Source organism: Amycolatopsis sp. FBCC-B4732 (assembly GCF_023008405.1).
Taxonomy (GTDB): Bacteria; Actinomycetota; Actinomycetes; order Mycobacteriales; family Pseudonocardiaceae; genus Amycolatopsis; species Amycolatopsis pretoriensis_A.
On sequence record NZ_CP095376.1, the window covers coordinates 8,760,632 to 8,779,139 of the forward strand.

Below are 18,508 nucleotides of genomic sequence, written 5' to 3' on the forward strand. Positions count from 1 at the left end.
ATGCGTTCGACGCGCGCCGCTCGGGGGTTCCATGACAGAGCCCTCCCGGCGCGAAGCCGGAAGGGCTCTGACGGGGAGAACGCTAGCTCACTCCTCGGACTTGCCCGACTTCAGGCCCGACGAGATCAGGTCCATCACCGACGAGTCGGCCAGCGTGGTGACGTCGCCGACCTGCCGGTTCTCCGCGACGTCGCGCAGGAGCCGGCGCATGATCTTGCCCGAGCGCGTCTTCGGCAGCTCCGGCACGACCATGATCTGCCGCGGCTTCGCGATCGGCCCGATCTCCTTCGCGACGTGGTTGCGCAGCGCCTGGATGGCCTCCTCGCCGCCGTCGACCGCGTTGCCGCGCAGGATCACGAACGCCACGATGCCCTGGCCCGTCGTCGGGTCGGTCGCGCCGACGACCGCGGCCTCGGCCACCGTCGGGTGCGAAACCAGCGCCGACTCGACCTCGGTCGTCGAGATGCGGTGGCCGGACACGTTCATCACGTCGTCGACGCGGCCCAGCAGCCAGACGTCACCGTCGTTGTCGTACTTCGCGCCGTCGCCGGCGAAGTAGAAGCCCTGGTCCTTGAAGCGCGACCAGTACGTGTCGCGGAAGCGCTCCTCGTCGCCCCAGACCCCGCGCAACATCGACGGCCACGGCTTGTCGAGCACCAGGTACCCGCCGCCGCCGTGCCCGACCTCGGTGCCGGTGTCGTCGACGACCTTCGCGGAGACGCCCGGCAGCGCCTTCTGCGCCGAACCCGGCTTGGTGGACGTGACGCCCGGCAGCGGCGAGATCATGATCGCGCCGGTCTCGGTCTGCCACCACGTGTCGACGATCGGCGCCTTGCCCGCGCCGATGTTCTCGCGGTACCAGATCCACGCCTCGGGGTTGATCGGCTCGCCGACCGAACCCAGCACGCGCAGCGACGAAAGGTCGTACTTCTCCGGGATTTCCGCGCCCCACTTCATGAAGGTGCGGATCAGCGTCGGCGCCGTGTAGTAGAGGGACACCTTGTACTTCTGGACGATCTCCCAGTGCCGCCCCTCGTGCGGGGTGTTCGGCGTGCCTTCGTAGACGACCTGCGTGACGCGGTTCGCGAGCGGGCCGTAGACGATGTAGCTGTGGCCGGTGATCCAGCCGATGTCGGCGGTGCACCAGTAGACGTCCTCGCCGGCCTTGTGGTCGAAGACGTTGTGGTGCGTGTACGCCGTCTGCGTCAGGTAGCCACCCGACGTGTGGAGAATGCCCTTCGGCTTCCCGGTCGTCCCGGACGTGTAGAGGATGAACAGCGGGTGCTCGCTGTCGAACGCCTCGGGAGTGTGCTCTTCGGACTGTCCGTCGACGAGCTCGTGCCACCACAGGTCGCGGCCGTCGGTCCAGGGGACGTCGCCCTCGAGCTTCTCGCCGGTGCGCTTCACGACGATGACCTTCTCGACGGTTTCGGCGCCTTCGAGCGCTTCGTCGACATTGGCCTTCATCGGCGCGGCCTTGCCGCGGCGGAACTGGCCGTCGGAGGTGATCACGACCTTCGCGGCGGCGTCGTCGACGCGGGCCCGCAGCGCCGTCGGCGAGAAGCCGCCGAAGACGACGTTGTGCAGCGCGCCGATCCGCGCGCACGCGAGCATCGCGAAGATGGCCTCGGGGACCATCTGCAGCTGGATCGCCACGACGTCGCCCGCGTTCACGCCCAGCGACGCGAGTGCGTTGGCGGCCTTGGAAACCTCGGTCTTCAGCTGGGCGTAGGTGATGTCCCGCGTGTCACCCGGCTCGCCGACCCAGTGGATCGCGACCTGCTCGCCGTGCCCGGACTCGACGTGCCGGTCGACGCAGTTGTACGCGACGTTCAGCTTGCCGCCGACGAACCACTTCGCGAACGGCGCATTGGTCCAGTCCAGTACCGTGGTCCACTTCGTGTCCCACGTCAGCCGCTCCGCCTGCTTCGCCCAGAACGCTTCGCGATCGGCGTCCGCCTCGGCGTAGAGATCGGCCTTCGCATTGGCCTGAGCAGCGAAATCGTCGCTGGGCGGGAAGGTGCGGCTCTCGGTGAGCAGGTTGTCCAGGGCTGGGGACTGCTCGGTCATGGTTGCAAGGCCTCCTGTAGTGCGCCGAAACGACGGCTAGCGGCACGCTAGCGACGTTAGTCCGCCTTGTAAAAGGTTGCACCCACGTTGCCCCGCCGTTTCACCGAGGCAGGCGAGCCGCGGTGACTAAGCGTTCGTTCAGCCGGGCCTTGGCGGCCGGCCATTCCGGCGCCACCATCGAATAGGTGACGGTGTCGCGCGACGAGCCGTCCGGCCGGATCCGGTGCGCCCGCAGGATGCCTTCGCGAAGCGCGCCGAGCCGTTCGATGGCGCGTTGCGAGCGCAGGTTCCGGATGTCGGTCTCCCAGGAGACCCGTTGCGCGTCAAGGGTTTCGAACGCGTGCTGGAGCAGCAGCAGCTTCGACTCGGTGTTGAGCCCGGTGCGCTGCCAGTCCGCGCCGATCCACGTGTGCCCGATCGAGAGGATCCGGTGCTGCTCGACGACCTGGTAGTACGACGTCGTCCCGGCGACCCGGCCGGAGGTGACGTCGATCTGCGCGAAGGCCCGCCGCGCGGGGTCGGCGAGGGCCTGCTCGACCATCCGCTGGGCCGCCGGAAGATCCCCCGGCTGACGGATGCTCAGCCAGGCCCAGATGCCCGGGTCGGTGCCCGCTTCGAGGAGGCCCTCGGCGTGCCAGGGCGTCAGCGGCTCCAGGCGGACGTGCTCGCCGGCCAGCGTCGGTTGCGTGTTCCAGTCGCTCACGTGATCACCGTAAGGCCGGTAATGGCTGTCTCGGATAGCCAATTTTCAAGCATCTTCACAGGCCACTTCGGCGTTGCCTATGCTCGGCTGACCACGACGAAGGGCGAGATCGATGGCCGACGAGCGCGAAGAGCTGAGCTGGGAGCTGTTCGGCACCGCGAGCCGTGAACTGGCTCACACCATCGCCGACGACGGCTTCGCGCCGGACCTCATCCTCTCCATCGCACGCGGCGGCCTCTTCGTCGCCGGCGCGCTCGGTTACGCGCTCGACGTGAAGAACCTGCACGTGATGAACGTCGAGTTCTACACCGGCGTCGACCAGCGGCTCGACCTGCCGGTGATGCTGCCGCCGGTGCCCAACGTCGTCGACCTGACGAGCAAGAAGGTGCTGATCGCCGACGATGTCGCCGACACCGGCGCCACCCTCAAGCTCGTCCGCGACTACTGCCTCGACCACGTCGCCGAGGTGCGCTCGGCCGTCGTCTACGAAAAACCGCACTCGACGGTGAAGTGCGAGTACGTCTGGCGGCACACCGACCGCTGGATCAACTTCCCGTGGTCGGTGCTGCCGCCCGTGGTCTCCCGAGAAGGCCAGGTGCTCGATGCCTGATCCGCTCAAGCCCCTCCTCGACCTCGAAGGCGTCGCCGCGGCGGCGAAGTCCGCGCAGGACGCCGTCTTCAAGGTGCACCGCCTGCCCGCCAACCTCCGCGGCGGCGCGGCGACGGCGGCCGAAGCGTCGGTGCGCGCCGCGCGTGCGTCCGCCGGCATCGAGGGCGCGAACCCGGAACTGCCCGCCGACGGCGCGGTCGCCGACCCGGTCCTCGCCGGTGCGCTGCGCGTCGCCGAGACGTTGGAGACGCTCCTCCCGACGTGGCGCCGCGCGCCGCTGCAAGCGTTGGCCCGCCTGCACGTCCTCGCCGCGGCGGACCTCGTCGACGACCTGGACGCGTTGGGGCGCCCGCATTCCGGCGGCGGCCGGCTCGAGCTGCTGGCCCAGCTGGTGACCGGCGCGACGTCGGTCCCGGGCCCGGTGCTCACGGCGGTCGTGCACGGGGAACTGCTGGCGCTCAAGCCGTTCGGCAGCGCGGACGGTGTCGTCGCGCGGGCGGCCGCCCGGCTGACGATGGTCGCGACCGGTCTGGACCCGAAGGCGCTGAGCGTCCCCGAAGTGGCGTTCTTCCGGCGGGTCCCGCGCTACCTCGAAACCGCGGAAGGCTTCGCGAGCGGGAAACCCGAAGCGGTGCGCGAGTGGCTGCTCTTCTGCTGCGAAGCGTTCGAAGCGGGTGCGCGCGAAGCGAAGAGCATTTCGGACGCGGCTTCTTAAGTGGTCAGTTTCGCCGCCCACTTCTCTTCGATCCGCCCGAACCGCCACACCGCGAGCGCGACGACCCACGTCAGCACGAACAGCCCGACGATCCCGAACCCGACGTAGTCCAGGTCCACCGACGCGATCGCGGCCAGCGGTCCCGAGGTGATGTCCAGCTTCTCGGCGAGGATCGACACGAGCTCGATCGTGCCGATGACGAACGCGACGGCGACCGACAACGTCGTCACCGTGATGTTGTAGAAGATCTTGCGCACCGGTTTCGCGAACGCCCAGCCGTAGGCGAAGTTCATGAAGCAGCCGTCCACGGTGTCGAACAGGCTCATCCCGGCGGCGAACAGGATCGGCAGCACGAGGATCGCGTACCAGGGGAGGGCGAACGTGGCGGCGCCGGCGGCGAGCACCAGCAGGCCGATCTCGGTCGCGGTGTCGAAGCCCAGGCCGAACAGCAGGCCGACGGGGTAGATGTGCCACGGCTTCCGCACGGACTTCGTCGCCCCGCGTAGCAGCCGGTTCATGACACCGCGGTTGTCCAGCTGGTGCTCCAGCGCGGCTTCGTCGAACTCGCCGTGGCGCATCCGCTTGAACACCCGCAGGATGCCGATCAGCACGACGAGGTTGAGGATCGCGATCACGTACAGGAACACGCCCGACACCGACGTCCCGATGAGGCCGGTGGCGGTGTGCAACGCCGAGGAGTCGTCCTCGACCTGCCCGGCCAGCGCGCGGACACCGAGGGAGAGCAACAGGCACAGCGCGAAGACGATCGTCGAGTGCCCGAGGGAGAACCAGAAGCCGACCGACAGCGGCCGCTGGCCGTCGGCCATCAGCTTGCGGGTCGTGTTGTCGATCGCGGCGATGTGGTCGGCGTCGAAGGCGTGGCGCATGCCGAGCGTGAAGGCCGTGACGCCGAGGCCGATCCCGAAGACGCCGGACGCGCCCAGCGCGTAGTGCCGGGGTGCGACGAAGACCGCCAGCACCACCCAGCCCACGACGTTGAGCAGCAGGACGAACCCCGCCATCCCGCCGATCGACACCCACTCGCGGCGCGAAAGGCCACGCCGCGAGTCCTCTTCCGTGCCCGTCATCGCCCACCAGCCTTCCTCATCTGTGAGGTTAGACAGGTGAACAGATGAACGGCAATGCGTCTCTGACAGCCGGGGCTACGCCCCGGGCCGGGGGCTCCGCCACCCGGAGCCCCCGAAAAGCCGGGTGTCAGCTGGCGCGCACGCGCACCATGTCGAGCGCCTTGCGAACGTGTCCGCCCGCGGTGTGCAGCGCCTTGGCTGCGCTCGTGACGTCGGTGCCCGAAAGCAGGTGCACCAGCGCCACCTTGAGGTCGCCCCCGGCCTCGGTGAGCGCGTCCGAGCAGTCCGCCATCGTCATGCCGGTGGCTTCCTGCAGGATCCGGATGGTCCGGCCGCGCAGCTTCGCGTTCGTCGCCCGCATGCTGACCATCAGGTTGGAGTAGGTCCGGCCCAGCTTGATCATCGTCGCCGTCGAGAACGAGGTGAGGATCATCTTCTGCGCCGTGCCCGCCTTCATCCGGGTCGACCCGGCGATCGCCTCCGGACCGGTGTCGACGGCGATGAGCACGTCGACGCCCGCCGGCTTGGCGGCCCTCGCGTTGCCCGACACCAGGCCGGTGTGCGCGCCCTGGCGCTGGGCCGCGAGCAGCGCACCCAAGACGTACGGCGTCCTGCCCGACGCCGTCAGCCCCAGCACGAAGTCGCCCGGCTGGACCATGGCGGCCATCTCGGCCGCGCCGGCCCCGTCGTCGTCCTCCGCGTTTTCGACGGCCTGGCGCAGCGCGCGCTCGCCACCGGCGTGGTGCGCGATGAACCAGTCGGCCGGCACGTTGAACGTCGGCACCAGCTCGGCCGCGTCCAGCGTGGCCAGGCGTCCGGACGTTCCCGCACCGACGTAGTGCACCCGGCCACCGGCCCGCAGGGCGTCGACCGCGTAGTCCACCGCACGGGCCACCTGCGGCAGCACCTCGGCCACGGCGCCGGCGACCGTGCGGTCCTCGGCGTTGATCGCACCCAGGATCCCCGCGGTGGACATCAGGTCGATGTCCGTGGTGCGGGGATTGCGGGTCTCGGTCGGCGAATCGACGTGCACCGCCTGCACGGGGACGGTCATCATGCGCCTCACATTTTCTCCGGTCACTACTTGCCGGTTTCCCGCGGACGGCGACGACCGTCCGGCCTGACCCCCAGGCGGTGCGAGCCGACCGCGTCCCTGGTGGCGTCCAGGGCGTTGACCGACGCGTCCATGTGCCGCTGCGCGACGCCGATGAACAGGCAGTCGATGACGGTGAGCTGGGCGATGCGGCTCGCCGTCGCCCCCGAACGGAACGTGGTTTCCCGTGCCGCGGTCGTCAAAACGTAGTCGGCGACCTCGGTGATCGGGGACCGCGGGAAGTTCGTCACGGCGATGGTGATCGCGCCGTGCTCCCGGGCCACCCGCAGCGCCTCGACGGTGTCGGTGGTCGCGCCGGTGTGCGAGACGCCGATCGCGACGTCGCCCGGGCTCAGCACCGCGGCCGAGGTCAGCATGATGTGCGTGTCCGACCACGCGAAGCACACGCGGCCGATGCGGTGCAGCTTCTGCTGCAGGTCCGCGGCGACGAAGGCGCTGGCGCCCACGCCGTAGACGTCCGCGCGGCCGGCGCTCGCGACGACCTCGATCACGCGCTCCAGCGTGGCGACGTCGAGCTGGTCGGCCGTCTCTTCGACCGCGCGTGCGTCGGCGAAGCTGACCTTGCCGATCACGGCGGCCAGGTCGTCCTCCGGGCCGATCTCGCCGCCGAGGTTGCGCGTGGTGCGCGCCTCGGTGCGGGCGGTGTCCGCGGCCAGCGCGATGCGCAGCTGCGGGTACCCGCCGACGCCGACGGCCTTGCAGAAGCGCGTCACCGTCGTCTCACTCGTGTTGGCGGCCAGGGCCACCTCGGTGATGCTGCGTCTCGCGACGTGCGCGGGATCCTCCAGCACGACCTTCGCCACGCGCTGCTCGGCGCGGGCCAGGCCAGGGAGCAACGACCGGATGCGCACCAGCGGGCTGGAGTCCGCGTCCCGTGCGGCCATCTGGACCGATACGGGCTCGGACGGTGCCGTGCCGACTACGGATTCGGTATCATTCACCGTCGGAAAGTTACTAACCGTTGGCATCTGCGACAAGGCTACCCACACCCTTCAGTCCTACCGCAACCCATCCGTGTCTGCGGATCTGGATTTGCGATTAATCACTGACCAGAAAGTCGCCAACCAGGTCGGTCTTGTTAACGAGGTCAAGCTAACGACTTGGCAACTTAGTGTCGCGGTGCAAGCGGCAAGCGGACGGTAAACTCGGGTCGATGGTCGACGTTCGGCGACAGCTCGCTCACCGAGCGCTCAACTGCCAACCCTCCGCGACGAAAGCGGCCGGGTTTCGTTCACCGTCGAGGAGTGATCGGCCGCTCTCGGTGACTTTCACACCGTCGACCGAAACTCCGCGTCCCGTGTAGTTCGGGTCGGTGCTGTAACGCCAGCGGAGGCTGATCGAGGCCGCGTGCGGCAACGGCCCGATGACCTTCCACCAGGCACGGTGGCCGTGTCCGGAGAGCGACGTCACGCTTCCGGAGGGTGCCCCCGGTCCGGATACCGATACGGCGATCGGTTGCCAGTTCACCCCGTCGGTGCTGGCTTGCAGCTGAAGTGGATCAGTCGGGCCTTCGGTGTCCACGAAAGCGTAGAACGAGACGCGAGCTTGATCGCTCTCCGTAGTAAAAGGCCGAGTACTCAGCGTGGCAACGCTCGCATTACCCAGCGTGCTCGCCCAGGCGTCCTTCCCGACCGCCGGCCGCACCGCCATGGCCCTGGCCAGCGACGTCGCCCACACCTGGCGGGCGGTGTTGATCGAGCCCCAGCCGCGGCTCGGGTGCACCCGGTTGGTCAGCAGGATCGCGAAGGAGCGCGACTCCGGGTCGATGACCAGCGTCGTCCCGGTGAAGCCGGTGTGGCCCGCGGTGACCGGCGACGCCAGCGCGCCCATGTACCAGGGCTGGTCGAGCTCGAAGCCCAAGCCGTGCGCGTCGTCCGGGAACTGCTGGTTGTAGTTCGTCAGCATCATCTGCCGCACGGTCTCTTCGCCCAGGATCCGGTGCCCGCGGTAGCTGCCGCCGTTGAGCATCGTCTGGGCGAGGGTGGCCATGTCGCCGGCGGTGCTGAAGACCCCGGCGTGCCCGGCGACGCCGCCGAGCGACCACGCGTTTTCGTCGTGCACGCTGCCGCGCACCATCCCGCGCGGCGGGTTCGCCTCGAACTCCGTCGCGGCGATCCGGTTCAGCTTCGACGCGGGCGGGTTGTACCCGGTGTCGACCATCCCGAGCGGCGCGGTGATCCGGTCGTGGACGACCTTGTCGAGGGTCTGCCCGGTCAGCTTCTCGACGATGAAGCCGAGCGTGAGCAGGTTGATGTCGGAGTAGAGGTACGTCGTGCCCGGCTTGTTCTTCAGCGGGCTGTCGAGCACGGCCTGGCGGCGCGACGGGATGTCCGGGTAGCCGGCCCAGAGCGAGGGGATCGGGTCGGCGTCGAACCCGGAGACGTGCGTGAGCAGCATCTTGACCGTGATGGCCGCTTTGTCGCCGGTGGCGAACTCGGGGAAGAAGCGGGACACCGGGGTGTCGATGGTCAGCTGCCCGCGCTCGACGAGCTGCAGGACGGCGATCGACGTGAACAGCTTCGAAATCGAAGCCATGTCGAAGATCGTGTCGTTCTTCATGGGGACCTGCTGGTCGGCGGGCAGTTCGGTGCCCGCGGCGTCGGCGTACCGCAGCGCGCCGCCGACCGCGTACCGGTCGACGATGACGCCGTCGTGCGCCAGCAGGCCCACCGCGCCGGAGAAGTGCGGGTGCCCGGTGGCGTCCGGCTTGGTCCAGCTCGCCAGGAAGTCCTCGGCCGCCTTCATCGGCGCCGGGTCGAGGCCCACTTGCTGCGGGGGTCCGGCGCGCAGGGTCGTCCACGCCGGGGCGAACCCCTGCTGCGGCCGGTCGAAACGGCCGGCGTCGTGGTGTCCCGTGATGGCGCTGGCTCCCGAATCCGACACGGTCAACGTAGTCAGCGCGACCAGCACTCCGGCGGCCGCGGCGAGGACCTTCCTAGCACGCACGAGCTTCCCCCTCAGCGGTAGAGCAGGTAGTGGCGACGTCTGCGGTCGAACTCGGCGAGCTCGGCCCGCCAGGCCCCGGTGACCTCGTCGACGCCCGCCCCGGCGTCGACCATGGTGCGCAGCCGGTCGGAGCCGGAGAGCTTGTCGATGTAGTTGTCCGGGCGCCACGCGAAGACGCCCGGGTGCAGCGCCTTCGCCGTGACGAGCATGGCGACCGCGGTCCGGATCGCGTCGAAGGCCCGCGGGTCGCTCACGCTCAGCTGCACGCCACCGCAGGTCTGGTTGACGAACTTGCTGAACGTCGGCACGAAGTAGACCTCGCGGAACTTCGCGCCCGGCAGCGCGAGGTCCTCGAGCTTCTCCCGCCAGCGCCAGTCGAGCCCGGGCGCGCCGATGATCTCGAACGGCCGGGTCGTCCCGCGGCCTTCGGAGAACACGGTGCCCTCGAACATCCCGGTGCCCGGGTAGACGAGCGCGGTGTCCGGGGTCGGCATGTTCGGGCTCGGCAGCACCCAGTTCAGCCCGGTCTGCGCGAAGAGCGTGTCGCGCTGCCAGCCGCGGACCTGGACGACTTCGAGGCGATCCAGCTGCACGCCGTCGCCGGGCAGGAACTCCTCGGCGAAGTAGCGCGCCAGCTCGCCGGCGGTCATGCCGTGCTGCTGGACGATCGGCTTCTTGCCGATCCCCGAGGAGAACTTCGGGTCGAGCAGCGGGCCGGCCGCCCGGCCGCCGATCGGGTTCGGCCGGTCGAGCACGACGAAAGCGGCCTTGACCTGCGCCGCGGCCACCATCGCCGTGTAGAGCGACCAGATGTAGGTGTAGAAGCGCGCGCCCACGTCGGCGATGTCGAACACGACGGTGTCGACGCCCGCCTTGGTGAACAGCGAAGCGAGCTTCGTCGCGTCGACGCCGTACGCGTCGTACACCGGGACACCCGTGCGGGGATCGGTGTAGTCGCCTTCGGAGCCGCCGGCCTGCGCGCTGCCGCGGAAGCCGTGCTCGGGCCCGAAGGCCGCGACCGGCTTGACGCCGGCCGCGACCATCGAGTCGACGATGTGGTCGCCGTTGAGCAGCACGCCGGTGGGGTTCGACAGCACCCCGAGCTTGCGGCCCTTGAGCGGCCGCCAGCCCTGCGCGGCCAGCTGCTCCGCACCGGTGAGCACCCGTCCGTGGTTCTGTTCGGCCTGCGCCGGCTGCTCCGGCTGGGCACCCGCGACGGCCGAGCCGCCCGCCAGGACCGGGACGGCGGCCGCGCTCGCGCCCAGGAAGTGGCGCCGGTTGAGCGTCACCAGGTCAGCCCGTGGCCGAACGGGTACTTGACCGTGGTCAGGTCGGCGCCCGCCGGAATGTCGACCGGCAGCTTCCCGACCGGCTTCGTCTCGCCGAGCACCACCTTGGCCAGTGCTTCGAGGGTCGGCGTGATGTAGCCGTAGGTGGCCAGCCACGTCTTGACGGTGCTCGGGTAGCCGGCGTCGTACGGAATCTGCGCGGCGACCGCGACGACCGGTTTCCCGGTGGCCTGGAGGGCGTCGAGCAGCTTGGTCTGCAGCGGGAAGGTGGCGATGTTGTTGGTCAGCACGACGACCAGGTCGGTGTTCTTGGCGTTCGCGACGGCCTGCGCGATCTGCGCGTCCGTCGGGGCCTGGCCGGTCTGGTAGGCGGTCGCGGCCGTGCCGTGCGCGGTCAGCTTCTGGGCGAGGGTCGCGGTGGTCGAGACACCCCAGCCGGTGACGAGCGCGGTCGCGGGCTTCTGCTTGAGCGGCAGCACCCCGGCGTCGTTCGCTACGGCCGTGATGCCGCGGTCGGCGATGTCCTGCGCGGTGGCGAGGCTCGCCGGGATGCCCACGGTCTTCATGACGCGGTTCGTGTCGACGAACGGCGAGAACAGGATGCCGCGCTTGAACTTCAGCTTCAGCACGCGCAGCACGCTCTGGTCGATCCGCTGCATCGGGATGTCGCCGGTCTTCACGGCGGTGAGCACCGAGTTGATGGCGAGGTCGAGGTGCACCGGCATGAGCAGCTGGTCGATGCCGGCCTTCAGCGCGAGCACCGGGATCTCGGCGTCGCTGTGCAGCTGGCGCACGCCCTGCATCTCGAGGGCGTCGGTGACGACGACCCCGTTGTACCCGAGCTCGTTGCGCAGCTTGCCGGTGATGATCGGCTTCGACAGCGTCGCGGGTTCGAGCGACGGGTCGAGGCTGGGAAACTGGATGTGCGCGCTCATGATCGAGTCGACACCGGCCGCGATGGCGGCCTTGAACGGCGGCACGTCGGTGGCCCGCCACTGCGCCTCGGTGCTGTCGATCCGCGGCAGCCCGGTGTGGCTGTCGGTCGGCGCGGCGCCGTGCCCGGGGAAGTGCTTGCTGGTCGCGGCCACGGACTTCTGGAAGCCCTTGAGCTCGGCGGTGACGAAGTCACTGGCCAGCCCGGGCTGCCCGGCGAAGGACCGCACGCCGATGACCGGGTTGGCGGGGTTCGAGTTGACGTCCGAATCGGGTGCGAAGTCCTGGTTGATCCCGACGGCCCGCAGTTCCTGGCCGAGGATGGTGGCGGCCTTGGTGGCCCGCCCGGTGTCCCGCCCGGCGGAGATGGCCATGGCGTTCGGGAACTCGGTGGCCGGCGCCCCCATCCGCGTGACGGTGCCACCCTCCTGGTCGGCGGCGACCTGCAACGGGATGTGCGCCCCGCTGGTGATGGCGGCCTTCTGCAGCCCGTTGGACAGCTTGGCGACCTGGACCGGGTCGTCGAAGTTGTCGCGCGTGTCGTTGTTGAAGTAGATGACACCGCCCAGGTGGTACTTCCGGACCACCTGCGCCGGGGTGTCCACGCCGAAGTCGGTCTGGTTCTTCGGGTTCACCTCGTCGGCCGTCTTGCCGTTCACCCAGGTGATGAACAGCTGCCCGACCTTTTCTTCCAGCGTCAGCCCCCGCAGCGCCTGCGTGGCGGCGGCCTCGGCCTGGGCGTCCACGCTCATCCGCGGCGCGCTCGCCGCGGTCGCGACACCCACACCGGTGAACGCGAGCACCCCCGCGACGGGCAGGGCGAGCGCATGGAACCTCCGATTTCGGGTCGTCACGACCAGCCTCCCAGAAAGTTGCGGACGCCCGGCGGACGTGAGAAGTCCACTCGGAGGCGCCAGTATCGGGAAGCTACTCACCGAATCCGGTGATGTCCATCGACCGACCGCACCAACGGACCGTTCGTACCCGGATCGGTAGGAAAGTCGCCGTTCGCAACGTGCACAGAGGTCCGAACGGGTGGCGTGGCCCGGGCTCGCGTGCCGCGCACGCACCCAACTCGCCAAATAGACGAGGCGGCGCCCGTGGCCAAGGGCCACGGGCGCCGCCTGCAAGCGCGAACTTCTCGGGCGACCAAGCGTGCAACTCTGGTCGTACCTACATGGACTCGGCGTGTGGCGTCCCACTACGCAGTCCCTAGACGACGAGCCTCCCGCGGCGCGCTGCGCGTGGGTACCCGGAGTCCGCGCACGGAGGTTTGCCGGGGTGGAACAGGCTTCTCTTCTACCTGTTCCCTGGCCGACCGAACGTCCGCACCTACTTTCTACGCCGTGAGCCCGGTCACTTCAAGTGCGCGGATGGGTGCACCGGTACAGAGGCTGGATCGGGTGACACAGGCACCCAGCGCGACGGACAATTCGGGGCTGGGCCAAGCAAAGTGGCGGCCGTACGGCCGTGTGGGTGGCGAGGCCCGCCGGCTACCGGGACCGACGGCGACGGCTGAGGCCGTACCAGGTCGCTCCGGCGGCCACCGCGCCGACGCCGAGGGCCACGATCCCCGCCGATCGGGTGGGGATCCGGGTGCGCAGCGACATCGGCCGGTCGAACGCCAGGATCGGCCAGCCGCGGTCGAGCGCCTCGCGCCGCAGGAGCTTGTCCGGGTTGACCGCGTGCGGGTGCCCGACCACCTCGAGCAGCGGGATGTCGGTGCTCGAGTCGGTGTAGGCGAAGCACTCGGCGAGGTCGTAGCCGTGCGTCGCGGCGAGCTGCTTCGCCGCGACGGCCTTGTTCGCCCCGTAGCAGTAGAAGTCGACTTCGCCGGAGTAGCGGCCGTCGACGATCTGCATCCGCGTCGCGACGCTGCGGGTCGCCCCGAGCATTTCGGCGACGGGCGCGACGACCTCCTCGCCGGTCGCCGAAAGCACGATGACGTCGTGGCCGTCCGCGCGGTGGCGCGCGATCAGTTCCGCCGCTTCCGCGTACACGAGCGGGTCGACGACGTCGTGCAGGGTTTCGCGGACGATCGACGAAACCTGGGCGACGTCCCAGCCCGCGCACAGCGCGGAAACCTCGGCGCGCAACCTCTCGGTTTTGTTTTCGTCGGCGCCGGCGAGTGAAAACACAAGCTGCGCGTAGGCGCTTCGCAACGCGGCGCGACGGTTGATCAAACCCTCCCTCAGCAACGGTTTGCTGAACGCCAGCGCGCTCGACGAAGCGATGATCGTCTTGTCCAGGTCGAAGAACGCGGCCACCGCGTGCTCCGGGCCCGGCTTCCGGGTGCGCGACGGCGCACTGCTCGGTTCGGCCACGTGCCCAGGATAAGAGCTTGATCGCGGCGCGTCCCGTTGATCCACCACGGACGCGCCGCGCCGCCGGAAATTCCATGACAGGAAGGCACTTCCGGCGCGCTGTGCCGTTACCGAACTGTGTGCCTCGTCCGGCGCGCGAACCGGCGCCCGGCGGAGTTACAGTGAGGGAGCCCGGTGTCCAACCGGGCCGGTTCAGTCCGACCCCCCGGGGCTGAACCCACGGCGGCCCTCGTCCCTCCCCCCTGGCGAGGGCCGCCCTCTTACTTTCCGCTAACCTCCGCCGATTTTCTTTGGCCCGCGAGGAATCCGCTTTCCGGCCGAGGCGGCTCGTCGGCTGCGGCGGTTCACGCCGCTTTCCACCGCACGTGCGTCACGGGTGGGCGCGATCCTGCCACGGCTCACCGACAAACCGGTTCGCGAGCGGTTCCCCGGGCGGAAGTTGTCCACAGCACCCGGGTTGTCCACAGCCCGCCGCCCGACCCGTTGTGCCCCCGTGCCCCCGCCCGCGACGGTGGAAGCCGGGCCACCCACGGCCCGCACCGACGACGGGGGAGGAACGCATGACGGGGGAACGACCGCTGGTGGTCGCCGCGGACGAAACCGTGCTCGACGAGATACTGCGCGTGGCGGCGGTCGCGGGCTGCGAGCTGGACCGGGCACCGGACCTGACCGCGGCACACGGCCACTGGGCCCGCGCGCCCCTGGTGGTCCTCGACGAAGAAGCCGTGCGCCTGCCGCCGGCCCTGCCCCGGCGCCCCGGGATCCTGCTGGTCTGCAAGGGCAGCCCGGGACCGGAGACGTGGCGCCACGCGTTCCGCGGCGGCGTAGAGCGCGTGATCTCGTTGCCGGACGAGGAGACCGAACTCGCCGGCGCGTTCGCCGACGTCGTCGAAACACCGGCGGAGGAACCCGGCCTGGTGCTCGGTGTCGTCGGCGGCCGAGGAGGTGCGGGCGCGTCCGTCTTCGCGGCGACGCTGGCGCTGGCAGCGGACCGGGAGCCGGGCGGCGCCCTGCTGGTGGACTGCGACCCGCTCGGCGGCGGCCTGGATGTGTTGCTGGGTCTGGAAAAAGCGCCCGGCCCGCGTTGGTCGGACGTACGCCTGACCGGCCGCGTCTCACTGCCATCGCTGGCCGCGACCCTCCCACGGCGAAGACACCGCGGCGGCAGCCTGCCGGTGCTGGCGTGCGGCCCCGAGGGCGAAGGCCCGTCGGTCGAGTCCCTGTCGGCGGTCCTTTCCGCGGGCCGCCGCTCGGGCCGCACGGTGGTGTGCGACCTCCCCCGCACCCTCACCGACGCGGCCGCGGAAGCGGTGGCGGTCGCCGACCTGGTGGTGCTGGTGGTCCCGGTGGAACTCCGCGCCTGCCTGGCGGCGAAGCAGGTCCTGCGCCGCCTGTCGGAGCTGACGGCCCGAACGGGGGTGGTCGCATGTGGACGTTCGAGAGCCGAAGCCCCCCAAGCCCACGCGGCCGGCCTCCTGGGCCCACCCGTACTGGCCTCGATGCCCCCGGAACGCGGCCTCCCAGCCGCAGTGGAGCGCGGCGAGTTCCCGGCCAAATCAACCGGCCCGGTGGCCAAGGCAGCAGCCCGAGTCCTGACCGCAGCCCGCCGCGAAGCCCGAGCGGCCACCCGATGAGCACCCCGACCAGAGTGCGCGACCTCCTCCTGCCCGCTCTTTTGACGCTGGCAACCCGCAGCCCGGCAAGCGCCAAGAACTTCCTCGCACTGCTGCCACCCCCGCCACGACGGGGCACCCGCGTCACGGCCGACGCCACTCCCGCCCAGCTGCCGCCCCGGACACGGCCAGGCACCCGGGTCACGGCCGAAGCCACTCCGACGCGGGCCTTGACGGAGCCCTTCCCGCCACCGACCGGCACCCGCGTCACGGCCAACGCCACTCCCGCCCAGCTGCCGCCCCAGGCACGGCCAGGCACCCGGGTCACGGCCGAAGCCACTCCGACGCGGGCCTTGACGGAGCCCTTCCCGCCACCGACCGGCACCCGCGGCACAGCCCCAGCACCCCAACCCACCCTCCGACCAAGGCGGTGAGCCCATGACGACCGACTTCGTGGACCGCGTCCGCAACCGCCTGGCCGGCGACCGCCGCCAGGCCGACCCGGTCGCCGTCGCCACCGCCGTCCGCGCCGAGGCAGGCGGCGCCCTCGGCCACAACGCCGTCCTCGACGCGGCCCGCCAAGCCCGCGACGAGTTCATCGGCGCCGGCCCACTCGCCCCGCTCCTCGAAGACCCGAACACCACCGACGTGCTCGTGACGAGCCCGGAAGAGGTCTGGACGGACGGCCCCACCGGCCTCACCCGCACCACCGTCCGCTTCACCGACGAAGAAGCCGTCCGCCGCCTGGCCCAGCGCCTCGCCCTCGCGGCGGGCCGCCGCCTCGACGACGCCCAGCCCTATGTGGACGGCTGGCTCCCCGGCGCCGGCCCGCACGGCCGGATCCGCGTCCACGCCGTCCTCCCGCCGATCGCGACGGCCGGCACCTGCCTGTCCCTGCGCGTCCTCCGCCCGGCGACGCACGACCTCACCGCTCTCCGCGCACTGGGCGCGTTCGACGCCGAAGGTGCGAAGCTGCTGCAGACCGTCGTCACCAGGCGGATGGCGTTCCTCGTCACGGGCGGCACCGGAGCGGGCAAGACCACGCTCCTCGCCGCGCTGCTCGGCGCGGTCGACCCGGGCGAGCGGATCGTCTGCGTCGAGGACGCCGGCGAGCTGCAGCCGGCGCACCCGCAGTTCGTCAGCCTCGTCGCCCGTCCGGCCAATGTGGAGGGTGCGGGCGCGGTCGGCCTGCCCGAGCTGGTGCGTCAGGCGCTGCGCATGCGACCCGACCGGCTGGTGGTCGGCGAAGTTCGCGGCGCCGAGGTCGGCGCGTTGCTCACCGCGCTGAACACGGGTCACGACGGCGGCGCGTGCACGGTTCACGCGAACTCCCCGGCGGAGGTCCCGGCCCGCATCGAGGCCCTCGCCGCGCTGGGCGGTCTCGGCCGCGAAGCCGTGCACAGCCAGCTGGTCGCGGCGATCCGCGTGGTCCTGCACATGCGCCGCGAGCTGGGCGGCCGGCGTCGCCTCGCCGAGGTCGGCGTGCTCCGCACCGAACACGGCCGGGCCCGGGTGGTGCCGGTGTGGCGCGCGGGCCGCTGGACGATCGACCGCCACCTGTTCGTGAACTCGGGGGCGATCGCGTGCTGAACCTCCTGCTGTCAAAAGGTTTCCCGCGCGAGCGAAGGAGACGCCGATGATCACGGCGTGGTTCCCATTGTGCGTCGGCGCGGCGCTGGCGTGCTGGCCCGCACCACCGAACCGGCTCCAAGCGGTGATCGAGCCACCGACGACGATCCGCGTTCCCGACGTGTGGCGCGTCGTCCGCTGGCTGTTCCCCACGGCACTCGCGGGTTTGGTGGCCGGAATCGGCGGTGCGATCGCCGCGGGCATGCTGACGCTGGCCTGGCGCCAGGAGTGGCGAGCCCACCGGCGCGCCGGCGCCGAACTCGCGATGGCGGCGCACACCGCGACCGCGTTGCGGACGATGGTGGCCGAGCTGCGTTCCGGCGCCCACCCCGTCACCGCGGCGGAAGCGGCCGCGGACGTCGTCCCGGCGCTGGCGAACGACCTCCGCTCCTTGGCGACGGCGGCCCGGCTCGACAGCGAACCGCGCGCACCAGCCCTGCCCGAGCTGGCCGCGGCCTGGAGTCTGGGCAAGCGCTACGGCTTGCCGATGGCCGACGTCCTCGACGCGACCCGCCGCGACGCCGAAGCGAGCCTGGCGTTCGCCCGCCGGATGCGCGCGAAGCTGGCCGGCCCCCGAGCGAGCGCGGCGGTGCTGACCGGCCTTCCAGCCCTGTGCCTGCTGCTCGGGCAGGCCATGGGCGCGGCCCCGCTGACGGTGCTGACCGGAAGCACCCCCGGCCAGCTGCTCCTGATCGCGGGCAGCGGTCTGCTCTGGGCAGGAACGGCGTGGTGCCGCGCCCTGACCGGACGGACGCGCATCCGATGAACGCGGCCGCACTGGTCCTCGTGGCCTCAGCCCTGCTCATCTGGCCGGACGACACCATGGCGAGGCGCTTCGGCCAACCCCACTCCGTCCGGAAGTGGCCACGCGCGATAGTCCCCATCGCGACAGCGTCGGCCGGGGTATCGACAGCCGTACTGGTCGGCGGAGTGGCCGGGGTGACCCTGGGCGCGATCGTGACCGGCACCGGCTGGTGGGCGATGCACCGCACCCGCCGTCCACGCGCACCCACGACGGACATCGCGACCAGGCTCCGGCTCGCGGGAACGCTCGACCTCCTGGCGGCCTGCCTGCGAGCGGGGCTGCCGGTTCCGTCGGCGCTCGAAGCCGTCGCCGGCACCGCGCCCACCGAAGCGGGTGCGGCGATGCGCTCGACCGCCGGCCTCCTGGCCCTCGGTTCCCGTCCGGAAGAGGCGTGGGAACCGGTGCGCACCGCTCCCGGCCTCGCCGAACTGGCGGGCGCGGCCATCCGGACGTCCCGCTCCGGCGCGGCCTTCGCCGCGGCGGCCGCCGACCTCGCCGGCCGGTTCCGGGACGAGCTGGCCGCGGAAGCGGAGGAACGCGCCGAACGGGCCGGGGTGGCGCTCGCCCTGCCGGTGGGCGTGTGTTTCCTACCGGCCTTCTTCTGCCTGGGCGTGCTGCCGGTCGTCCTCGGCCTGGCCGGCCACCTCGGCCCGCTCTTCTGACCACCAG

General features: G+C 70.9%; 15 protein-coding genes. 6 read left to right on the forward strand and 9 right to left on the reverse strand.

Features of this window, described 5'->3' with window-relative positions; all coding sequences use genetic code 11:
- Nucleotides 1-87: 87 nt before the first annotated feature.
- Complete coding sequence (gene acs, locus MUY14_RS39630) at nucleotides 88-2,070, reverse strand: acetate--CoA ligase (RefSeq protein WP_247017329.1); 1,983 nt, start codon at nucleotides 2,068-2,070, stop codon at nucleotides 88-90.
- A 100-nt stretch (nucleotides 2,071-2,170) separates the two neighbouring features.
- Nucleotides 2,171-2,773, reverse strand: a complete 603-nt coding sequence (locus MUY14_RS39635; RefSeq protein ID WP_247017331.1) for a GNAT family N-acetyltransferase — start codon at nucleotides 2,771-2,773, stop codon at nucleotides 2,171-2,173.
- Nucleotides 2,774-2,885: 112 nt separating this feature from the next.
- Here MUY14_RS39635 and MUY14_RS39640 point away from each other — a divergent pair, with 112 nt between their 5' ends.
- Both MUY14_RS39640 and MUY14_RS39645 read left to right on the forward strand, forming a co-directional pair.
- A complete protein-coding gene (locus MUY14_RS39640; protein ID WP_247017333.1) occupies nucleotides 2,886-3,383 on the forward strand; it encodes a phosphoribosyltransferase in 498 nt (165 codons plus the stop codon).
- The gene (locus MUY14_RS39645) at nucleotides 3,376-4,098 is read left to right on the forward strand and encodes an oxidoreductase (RefSeq protein WP_247017335.1); all 723 of its coding nucleotides are present in this window, start codon (nucleotides 3,376-3,378) and stop codon (nucleotides 4,096-4,098) included. The genes MUY14_RS39640 and MUY14_RS39645 overlap by 8 nt, the downstream gene beginning before the upstream one ends.
- Here the strand turns inward: MUY14_RS39645 and MUY14_RS39650 are convergent.
- The 7 genes from MUY14_RS39650 to MUY14_RS39680 all read right to left on the reverse strand — a co-directional run bounded on the left by MUY14_RS39650 (nucleotide 4,095) and on the right by MUY14_RS39680 (nucleotide 13,792).
- A complete protein-coding gene (locus MUY14_RS39650; protein WP_247017337.1) occupies nucleotides 4,095-5,186 on the reverse strand; it encodes a HoxN/HupN/NixA family nickel/cobalt transporter in 1,092 nt (363 codons plus the stop codon). The genes MUY14_RS39645 and MUY14_RS39650 overlap by 4 nt on opposite strands.
- Nucleotides 5,187-5,313: 127 nt before the next feature.
- Complete coding sequence (locus MUY14_RS39655; protein WP_247017339.1) at nucleotides 5,314-6,243, reverse strand: N-acetylmuramic acid 6-phosphate etherase; 930 nt, start codon at nucleotides 6,241-6,243, stop codon at nucleotides 5,314-5,316.
- A 23-nt stretch (nucleotides 6,244-6,266) separates the two neighbouring features.
- Nucleotides 6,267-7,184 carry a MurR/RpiR family transcriptional regulator gene (locus tag MUY14_RS39660; RefSeq protein WP_247025465.1) on the reverse strand — a complete coding sequence of 306 codons (918 nt, stop codon included), beginning with the start codon at nucleotides 7,182-7,184 and terminating at the stop codon, nucleotides 6,267-6,269.
- Nucleotides 7,185-7,479: 295 nt separating this feature from the next.
- Entirely contained in the window at nucleotides 7,480-9,210 is a 1,731-nt protein-coding gene (locus tag MUY14_RS39665) for a serine hydrolase (protein WP_247025466.1), read from the reverse strand.
- A 47-nt stretch (nucleotides 9,211-9,257) separates the two neighbouring features.
- Entirely contained in the window at nucleotides 9,258-10,535 is a 1,278-nt protein-coding gene (locus MUY14_RS39670; RefSeq protein ID WP_247017341.1) for an exo-beta-N-acetylmuramidase NamZ domain-containing protein, read from the reverse strand.
- Nucleotides 10,532-12,220, reverse strand: a complete 1,689-nt coding sequence (locus tag MUY14_RS39675; protein ID WP_396126879.1) for a glycoside hydrolase family 3 protein — start codon at nucleotides 12,218-12,220, stop codon at nucleotides 10,532-10,534. Before MUY14_RS39675 ends, MUY14_RS39670 begins: the two co-directional genes overlap by 4 nt.
- Before the next feature lie 741 nt (nucleotides 12,221-12,961).
- Entirely contained in the window at nucleotides 12,962-13,792 is an 831-nt protein-coding gene (locus tag MUY14_RS39680) for an HAD family phosphatase (RefSeq protein WP_247017343.1), read from the reverse strand.
- Nucleotides 13,793-14,352: 560 nt separating this feature from the next.
- On the opposite strand from MUY14_RS39680, the gene ssd reads away from it, so the two are divergent.
- The 4 genes from ssd (at nucleotide 14,353) to MUY14_RS39700 (ending at nucleotide 18,501) form a co-directional block, all read left to right on the forward strand.
- Nucleotides 14,353-15,426, forward strand: a complete 1,074-nt coding sequence (gene ssd, locus MUY14_RS39685) for a septum site-determining protein Ssd (protein ID WP_247017345.1) — start codon at nucleotides 14,353-14,355, stop codon at nucleotides 15,424-15,426.
- Between the two features lie 417 nt (nucleotides 15,427-15,843).
- On the forward strand, nucleotides 15,844-16,995 hold the full coding sequence (locus tag MUY14_RS39690; protein WP_247017347.1) for a TadA family conjugal transfer-associated ATPase: 1,152 nt from the start codon (nucleotides 15,844-15,846) through the stop codon (nucleotides 16,993-16,995).
- A 46-nt stretch (nucleotides 16,996-17,041) separates the two neighbouring features.
- Nucleotides 17,042-17,800, forward strand: a complete 759-nt coding sequence (locus MUY14_RS39695) for a type II secretion system F family protein (protein WP_247017349.1) — start codon at nucleotides 17,042-17,044, stop codon at nucleotides 17,798-17,800.
- Entirely contained in the window at nucleotides 17,797-18,501 is a 705-nt protein-coding gene (locus MUY14_RS39700; RefSeq protein ID WP_247017351.1) for a type II secretion system F family protein, read from the forward strand. Before MUY14_RS39695 ends, MUY14_RS39700 begins: the two co-directional genes overlap by 4 nt.
- The last annotated feature ends 7 nt before the right edge of the window (nucleotides 18,502-18,508 follow it).